This is a genomic window from Micromonospora endophytica, assembly GCF_003236305.1.
Taxonomy (GTDB): Bacteria; Actinomycetota; Actinomycetes; order Mycobacteriales; family Micromonosporaceae; genus Micromonospora; species Micromonospora endophytica.
This window is the reverse complement of record NZ_POTX01000283.1, coordinates 1-6,840: the sequence shown is the minus strand read 5'-3', so window position 1 is coordinate 6,840 and position 6,840 is coordinate 1. Positions and strand designations below refer to the sequence as shown.

Sequence of the window (6,840 nt, the reverse complement as noted above, 5' to 3'; positions counted from 1 at the left end):
CCAGCACCCCCGACCCCGACCCCGGCCTGGTCCTCGGCTGAGCACGATCGTCGACCGAGCATGTTTTAGCCGTTATATACGAATTGAGGCGCTTAGTCCACTTCGCTGTTATTTTGGTCGGGACGATCTCGACACAGTTGGAGAGGCGACCATGCACGAGAACCACGACGAGCACCTGACGGCAGCGACCACGCCGGACACCTACCAGGAGCCCACCATCCGGCGACTCGGCACCCTCGCCGAGCTGACGCTGGGCGGCGGCGACGAGGCCTTCGACGGCACCGGCCTCAGCGAGGAGTCGCTCGGCTGACGGAGCGGGACGGACAGGTAGGCGTCGACAGATGCTCACGCTCGACTCGGGGGGCCGCCGCTTCGGTCGCCGATGGGTCTTCGCAGGGCTGAGTCTGACAGTGCCCGAGGGCCAATGGATGTTCGTTCGCGGCCGCAACGGCACCGGCAAGACAACCCTTCTGCGCTGTGTGTCCGGCACGCTGACGCTGAGTGCTGGGCGGGCCAGTGTCGCCGGCCACCCGGTCGGCTCACTGGCCGCCCGCCGCCTGACCGGCGTCTGCCTCGCACCCGAGCAGGGCCTCTACGGACGCCTTTCGGCCCGGGACAACCTCACCCTGGTCGCCCGCCTCCGGATGCCCTGGCGGCAGGCGAACCGCACGGTCGCCCGCCTTGAGGAGGAGTTCGATCTCCTCGACCACGCCACCGTCCCGACCGACAGGTGTTCCGCGGGAACACGGGCCAGGGTCAGCATCGCGCGCTCCCTCATCGGTGACCCCGCCCTGCTCGTCCTGGACGAGCCGGACCGCTCACTCGACGAGCAGGCACGCGAGCAGCTCTGGCACGCTCTGGCGCGTCGGCCAGACCTGACCTGTGTGATCGCCTCGCACCACAGCGCTTCCCGGGACCGCTGCCAACAGCAGATCGACCTGGGCGGACGCCGATGACCGGCCTCGCGCCGGCCCGCCCCGAGACACGGCGGCACGCGAGGACCGACGCGATCCGACACGCCGGGCTCGGGGCACCCGTCGCGCTGCTCCGCCGGGACCTCACCGAGCGGACGCTGTTCCGGATGCCCCTGGTGCTGGACCTGGTCTTCGGAATGATGAACCTGCTGGTGTTCCTGTTCATCTCGCGGGTCCTGGTGCCGGCCGGCGGGCACGAATCGTTCGCCTCGGGCGCCTACTTCGACTTCGTCGCCGTCGGCATCATCTTCATGCTCGTCGTGCAGTCCGCCACCACGCAACTCATCTCCCGGGTGAGCCGGGAGCAGCGGGCCGGGACCCTGGAGATGCTGGTCGGCCAGCCGGTGCCGGCATCGCTGTTGGCGCTGGGACTCGCCGCGTACCCCCTGCTGTTCGTGTTGTTGCGCGCCACCGCCTACCTGGCCGTCCTCGCGCTCTGCTTCGGGCTCGGGGTCGGCCACGCCGACTGGCTCGGTGTCGCCGTCGTCCTGCTCACCGGTGCCACCACGATGATGGCCGTCGGGCTCGTGCTTGTCGCTCTCAGCCTGACCGTCGGTCACGGTGACACCCTCGCCCGACTCCTGGTGGTCGCCTTCTCCTTCCTGTCCGGTACCTACTTCCCGATTACCGCGCTGCCCGGCCCGCTGCCGGGCCTGACCACCGTGCTCCCCACCAGGTCCGCGCTGGACGGCCTACGGGCCGCGCTCTCCGGCGGTGACTGGATGGGCTCCGCCGGTGCGCTGCTCGTCGCGGCCCTGGTCCTGCTGCCGCTCGGCTGCTGGATGTTCGACCGGGCCCTGCGCGGAGCCGCCCGGCGCGGCGTCCTGACCCGTGATTGAGGTCCCATGTTCCGTCCGACCGCATCCGACATCGCCACCGGCCTCATCACGGGCATCCACGCGCGCTCCGCACCCACACCGACCACGCCGGACCGTCCTGACCCGCTGACCGCCCTGGAACGTGCCGTGCTGCCGGCGTTGCAGCGCCAGCCCTGCGCGGTCAGCTTCTCCGGAGGTTTGGACTCCTCGCTGGTCCTCGCCGTGGCGGCCCGGGTGGCCCGCCGGGTGGGGCTGCCCGACCCGGTCCCGGTGACCTGGCGATTCACCGACGCTCCGGGCGCCGAGGAGTCGACCCGGCAGGACCAGGTGATCCGCGCGCTGGGCCTCCGTTCCCAGTGGCAGATCCTCCGGGCGCACGACGACCTCGACCTGGTCGGCCCGATCGCCACCCGTCTCCTGCATCGCCACGGTGTGCTCTACCCGGCCAATCTGCATCTACACCTGCCGATCCTCGACCTCGCGGCCGAGGGCTCGTTGCTCACCGGCTTCGGCGGCGACCAGGTGCTGTCCGGCTGGCGTCCACCGCTGCCGAGGCGGCTGCGTTCCGGAGTCGCCCGGTTCCGGCGTGCCGTCGGAATGGCCCGCCGCCAGCAGGTCAGCACCACCCTGAATTGGCTACAGCCGCCGGTGGCCCGCCACCTGCGCCGCGAACTCCACGCACTGCGGCGCTCCGAACCGTTCCGGCTCGGCGACCGGATCGACTGGCACCTGCGCCGCCGCGAGGTGCGGATCAGCCGCGACGCCTTCGCGGCGGTCGCCGCCGATCATCGCGTGGCGCTGACCCAGCCACTGCTCGATGCGGGTTTCCTCCAGGCGCTGACCGCACACTGTGGACACCGCCGGAACGCCACCCGGTTCGACCTGCTCGCCGAGATCGCCCGGGACGCGTTGCCCACGGTGGTGACGGCACCACGGGGCAAGGCCCGCTTCAACGAGGTCTTCCTCCGGGAACCGACGATGCGGTTCATCCGGCAGTGGCCCGGCACCGACGTCGACCCGGACATCATCGACGTGCCCGCCCTGCGCTCCCTGTGGTCCCGGGGCGCCGTCGTACCTCGACAGAGCCTGCTGATCCAACAGCTCTGGCTCGCCGCCAATCCGCCGCCGGTGCCGAGCGTTCCGGCGGGCTCCACCACCACACCCGACCGAGGGGTCACCTCATGAGCGAACAGCAGACCACCCACCGGGTGGACCGGGCTCGGGTCGTCTGGCGACAGACTGGCCAGGAGATCGTCGTGCTGGACACCGTCGGCGCGGTCTACTACGGACTCGACCGCTCCGGTGCGCTGCTCTGGGAACTCCTGGTGACCGGTACGCCGGAGAGTGAACTGGTGGCGCGGCTCGTGCGGGACGCCCCGGTGGACCCTGCCCAGGCGCGGAAGGACGTGCACACGTTCCTCACCGAGTTGCGCCGACACGGCCTGCTCGAACCGGTCTGAACCGCCGGTTCAACCGCCCGACCGCAGCCACGACGACGGGACGGGCCGGCGCAGCAGTTCCACCATCGTGGCGGACTCCCGATCGTCGTCGCCGTCCAACCATGCGTGCGCGGCGAAGCCCGCGCCGGGGGCGGTCACCCCGATCACGATCGTCCGAGGAATCCGCTGCGCGCCGTACCAGCGTTGCCGCACGAGGGCCCGTTCCAGGCAGTTTGCCCGGCACCGCCCGAGCGCGCTGAGCAGCACACGGTGCTGGCCGTCGGCGTCCGACGGTGGACCAGACAAGCACACCTGCTCCAGGTTGCCGACACGGAGCTGCCGCCGTACCGACCGCACCGACCGCACGGTCCACCACGCGGTACGCAGCGCCGGCAGACCGCCCTGTCGACCGGTCCGCCACACCGCCGCCAGCACGGCACCTCGCTCAGCCATCGCGGGTCCGCCCGGCCGCTCGATAGGCTCCCACCAGTTCGACGAGTGCGCGCGGGATTCGCGCCCCGCGGGCCAGGAGCCGCTGCCCGTACGCGGCGGCCAGACCGGGCCAGCCCCGGCGGGCCAGCGTACTGTGGTGCCGCATCGCCGCCGGGGGCGGAAAAGCGTACGCCGCCAGGTGCCGCATGCGGGCGCCGACGCCACCCCGCTCGGCGCACCTGGCCAGAACATAGGCGACCGGTGCGTTCCGACGGGCCCGCAGCAGTTCGGCAGGCGTAGCCCCAGTCGGCAGTCGAAGCCCGGTCGCCAGTCGCGCGCCGTCCGGAACCAGACGCAGCCCGAGCGCGAACGAGGACATGGCGCCGGCCTGGTACGCCAGGTCCGCCGCGGCCGACCACACCGGGGCCGGAAACACGGCGAGCGCGCGGACGAGATCGGCGTACGGCTTGTCGGACGTACCCGGAACGGCGGCGTGCAACGCGACCAGGAGCGCGGTCGCCTCCACCCCGGGAACCAGCACCGATCCTCCGGCAAGCGGTAGTCGCTCCGCCGACGCGGCAAGCGCGACCCAGAACGCCTCGGGGTCACCCACCCCGTGAAAGCCCCGGTGCAGGTCGACCGTGAGCGGCGTCGGCGCGGCCGTGCGCCACGGCCGCTCGTGCCACAGCACCCGACCGTCCGGCCGGCCTCCGGGAAGTCCGCTGCGCAGGCCGAGAGCGGCCAGGGTCGCCTCGGCACGATCGAAGGCAGTGGGCGACACCAGCAGATCCACGTCGGAGTAGTGACGCCGGTGGCCGAGCCCGAGCCGGTGGGCGAGTCCGGGCCCCTTCAGCACGATCGCCGGGATGTCGGCGGCGGCGAGGGCGGCGCACACCGTAACCGTCTCGGCGTCCAGCGCGAGACAACGAGCGGCGGCACGAACCGCCGGATCGATCATCGCGGCACCGCAGCCGCTGCGGCGGCGTCGGTCAGGGCCCGACGGATCAAATGTTGCGTGTCCAGCAGGAGACTCCAGTCCCGGGGACGGGTCAGGTCCCACGCCGGCCGGGCGGCGATGGTGAGCATGGTGGCGGGGTCTGTGCGCAACTGCGGCCAGAATCGGACGGCGGCCAGCCGGGTGAGCAGCCGAGCAGCGGACACCGGTCGGATCGTCAGGTCCGGACCCCAGCGCAGGAAGATCCACCCGCCCAGGGGGAGGCGCGGCGGCACCGGTGCCACGCCCACCCGGGTCCGGGTCCGGGCCCGGACCGCCTGGCCCGGCCGCCGGACCGACGGCACAGGTTCCCGCAGGTCGATGCAGCGTGGACCGGGGTAGACCTTATCGCCGTCGACCACCATGATGTCGTCGGCGACGATCGGCACCCCACCGGCGGCCAGCGCCGCCAACAGGCTGCTCTTGCCGGCGGTTCGGGTACCGAGCAGGGCGAACGCCCGGCCGTCCTGGACGAAGGCGCCGCTGTGGAAGACTTCCCGGCCCGCCCACCTGTTGAAGACCGTGGCCACCGGGGAGAGGTACGGGTGGGCGAGCACGTCCGGGGCGAGGGGGTCGCCGTAGAACGTCGCCGTGGCGGACCGTCGACACAGGGCCAGGGTCCGGCCGTCGGAGAGCGACCGCACCCCGCGTTCCCCGTCCACGGGGACCACTGCCGGAACGGGACCGGCAGGGACCTGCCGGATCAGCACGCACGGAAGACGATCGTCGTCGTCGCCGGCCGGGCAGAGCTCCGGTACCCCTTCCAGGCCGCGAATGCGCAGCCCGTAGGCGACCCGACCTGACTCCGTTTTGACCGCATTCACCTTCTGCTCAACGAGCGGGGTCGGCCTTCGGAACGGTGCGATCCGCTCCACCATCCTCGGCTGAGTGTGAGCATGGTGAGGTCGGTTCAGTAGTGATGAGCTGATGGCTGGCAGTGGCAGGCGTGACCGTTCGCCTGACTGGCTTTGTGCCTTTGAGGGGACTTGTCCGTCTGCTGCTGCCGGCACCGGCCCGGCGGGAGACGTTTGGCCTGATCAGGAGCTTGACCGCCAGTAGTGGCTGGCGTGTCTCATCACAGTCCTGCCATCTCCGCACCGGACCGGACCTCGCGTCCCCACGGTGAGGAGAGAACGCATGTCCATGCTGGCAGATCTGGTCGAGGTCGTCATCGGCGTCGACACTCACAAGCACACCCACACCGCAGCGGTCCTGGATGCCCGCACCGGTGCCGTGTTGGATCGCACGACCGTCACCGCTGATCCGGATGGTTATGCACAACTGCTGGCCCTGGCCGGGTAGCACTCAGGGCTGCGAGCCTGGGCGATGGAAGCCACCGGCGGCTACGGCGCCGGCCTTCACCGACAACCGGCCGCCGCCGGTCAGCTGGTCGTGGAACTGGACCGCCCGAAACGCCCCAGCCCGCCGCGCCGGGACGAAGTCCGACCCGATCGATGCCGAACGCGCCGCCCGCGACGCTCTGGCCCGCGCCCAGTTGGCGCAGCCCAAGACCGGCCCCGAACGGGCAGCGCTGCAGATGCGACTGACCGTCCGCCGCGCAGCCGTCGAGCGAGCCACCACCGCTCAACGGCAACTCCACGCCCTGATCGTCACCGCCCCGGAGACGGTCCGATCCCGGTTCCGAGGGCAGAACACCCGCGCGATGATCAGCACCGCCGCCCGGCTGCGGCCCACACCAGTCAGCGGCGATGTCGAGATCATCACCGCGTTGACGGTGCTACGCGACCTCGCCCGACGCATCCGCACCCTCGAAACCGAAGCCGCCGCCCACGAGACAGCAATCCTCACCATCGTCCGTTCCTGGCGGCCCGACCTGCTCACACTCACCAGCGTCGGACCGATCGTCGCGGCCACCGTCCTGACCGCCTGATCCCACCAAGGCCGCTGCCCGCAACGCCGCCTCCGCCATGCTCGCTGGCGTGGCCCCCCGGTCCCGGCGTCCTCCGGCAAGACCATCCGCTACCGCCTCAACCGCTCACGCGACCGCCAACTCAACCGCGCCCTGCACACCATCGCCCTGTCCCCGACTGCGCTACGACGAACCCACCCGCGCCTACGCCGACCGCCGCCGCACCCAAGGCAAAACCGACCGCGAAATCAAACGCTGCCTCAAGCGCTACATCGCCCGAGACCTCTACCAACGCCTCTGACCACCCCACCCG

General features: G+C 71.3%; 10 protein-coding genes. 7 read left to right on the top strand and 3 right to left on the bottom strand.

Going from position 1 to position 6,840, the window contains the following annotated elements; all coding sequences use genetic code 11:
- Positions 1 to 151: 151 nt before the first annotated feature.
- The 5 genes from C1I93_RS31280 to C1I93_RS26790 are packed head-to-tail and all read left to right on the top strand — an operon-like array spanning position 152 to position 3,252.
- Complete coding sequence (locus C1I93_RS31280) at positions 152 to 310, top strand: lasso RiPP family leader peptide-containing protein (protein ID WP_119663928.1); 159 nt, start codon at positions 152 to 154, stop codon at positions 308 to 310.
- A gap of 31 nt (positions 311 to 341) precedes the next feature.
- Positions 342 to 956, top strand: a complete 615-nt coding sequence (locus C1I93_RS26805; RefSeq protein WP_111246060.1) for an ABC transporter ATP-binding protein — start codon at positions 342 to 344, stop codon at positions 954 to 956.
- On the top strand, positions 953 to 1,813 hold the full coding sequence (locus C1I93_RS26800) for an ABC transporter permease (RefSeq protein WP_111246059.1): 861 nt from the start codon (positions 953 to 955) through the stop codon (positions 1,811 to 1,813). Before C1I93_RS26805 ends, C1I93_RS26800 begins: the two co-directional genes overlap by 4 nt.
- A gap of 6 nt (positions 1,814 to 1,819) precedes the next feature.
- A complete protein-coding gene (locus C1I93_RS26795; protein WP_111246058.1) occupies positions 1,820 to 2,977 on the top strand; it encodes an asparagine synthase-related protein in 1,158 nt (385 codons plus the stop codon).
- Positions 2,974 to 3,252 carry a PqqD family protein gene (locus C1I93_RS26790; RefSeq protein ID WP_111246057.1) on the top strand — a complete coding sequence of 93 codons (279 nt, stop codon included), beginning with the start codon at positions 2,974 to 2,976 and terminating at the stop codon, positions 3,250 to 3,252. The genes C1I93_RS26795 and C1I93_RS26790 overlap by 4 nt, the downstream gene beginning before the upstream one ends.
- A 9-nt stretch (positions 3,253 to 3,261) precedes the next feature.
- Here the strand turns inward: C1I93_RS26790 and C1I93_RS31790 are convergent, their stop codons facing one another.
- The 3 genes from C1I93_RS31790 to C1I93_RS26775 are packed head-to-tail and all read right to left on the bottom strand — an operon-like array spanning position 3,262 to position 5,328.
- Positions 3,262 to 3,684, bottom strand: a complete 423-nt coding sequence (locus C1I93_RS31790) for a lasso peptide biosynthesis B2 protein (protein WP_181445340.1) — start codon at positions 3,682 to 3,684, stop codon at positions 3,262 to 3,264.
- The gene (locus C1I93_RS26780) at positions 3,677 to 4,621 is read right to left on the bottom strand and encodes a nucleotidyltransferase family protein (protein ID WP_111246055.1); all 945 of its coding nucleotides are present in this window, start codon (positions 4,619 to 4,621) and stop codon (positions 3,677 to 3,679) included. The genes C1I93_RS31790 and C1I93_RS26780 overlap by 8 nt, the downstream gene beginning before the upstream one ends.
- On the bottom strand, positions 4,618 to 5,328 hold the full coding sequence (locus tag C1I93_RS26775) for a hypothetical protein (RefSeq protein WP_146603588.1): 711 nt from the start codon (positions 5,326 to 5,328) through the stop codon (positions 4,618 to 4,620). Before C1I93_RS26775 ends, C1I93_RS26780 begins: the two co-directional genes overlap by 4 nt.
- Before the next feature lie 466 nt (positions 5,329 to 5,794).
- On the opposite strand from C1I93_RS26775, the gene C1I93_RS32100 reads away from it, so the two are divergent.
- Both C1I93_RS32100 and C1I93_RS32095 read left to right on the top strand, forming a co-directional pair.
- Positions 5,795 to 5,959 (top strand): hypothetical protein, encoded by a 165-nt coding sequence (locus C1I93_RS32100; RefSeq protein ID WP_212808490.1) that lies wholly within the window; start codon positions 5,795 to 5,797, stop codon positions 5,957 to 5,959.
- Positions 5,925 to 6,548 (top strand): hypothetical protein, encoded by a 624-nt coding sequence (locus C1I93_RS32095; protein WP_212808491.1) that lies wholly within the window; start codon positions 5,925 to 5,927, stop codon positions 6,546 to 6,548. Before C1I93_RS32100 ends, C1I93_RS32095 begins: the two co-directional genes overlap by 35 nt.
- Positions 6,549 to 6,840 lie beyond the last annotated feature (292 nt).

Excerpts from the sequence above, each read along its gene's own strand:
- C1I93_RS26795 (WP_111246058.1), top strand. The coding sequence starts at position 1,820 with ATGTTCCGTCCGACCGCATCCGACATCGCCACCGGCCTCATCACGGGC.
- C1I93_RS31280 (WP_119663928.1), top strand. The coding sequence starts at position 152 with ATGCACGAGAACCACGACGAGCACCTGACGGCAGCGACCACGCCGGAC.
- C1I93_RS31790 (WP_181445340.1), bottom strand. The coding sequence starts at position 3,684 with ATGGCTGAGCGAGGTGCCGTGCTGGCGGCGGTGTGGCGGACCGGTCGA.
- C1I93_RS26800 (WP_111246059.1), top strand. The coding sequence starts at position 953 with ATGACCGGCCTCGCGCCGGCCCGCCCCGAGACACGGCGGCACGCGAGG.
- C1I93_RS26790 (WP_111246057.1), top strand. The coding sequence starts at position 2,974 with ATGAGCGAACAGCAGACCACCCACCGGGTGGACCGGGCTCGGGTCGTC.
- C1I93_RS26780 (WP_111246055.1), bottom strand. The coding sequence starts at position 4,621 with ATGATCGATCCGGCGGTTCGTGCCGCCGCTCGTTGTCTCGCGCTGGAC.
- C1I93_RS32095 (WP_212808491.1), top strand. The coding sequence starts at position 5,925 with ATGGTTATGCACAACTGCTGGCCCTGGCCGGGTAGCACTCAGGGCTGC.
- C1I93_RS26805 (WP_111246060.1), top strand. The coding sequence starts at position 342 with ATGCTCACGCTCGACTCGGGGGGCCGCCGCTTCGGTCGCCGATGGGTC.
- C1I93_RS32100 (WP_212808490.1), top strand. The coding sequence starts at position 5,795 with ATGTCCATGCTGGCAGATCTGGTCGAGGTCGTCATCGGCGTCGACACT.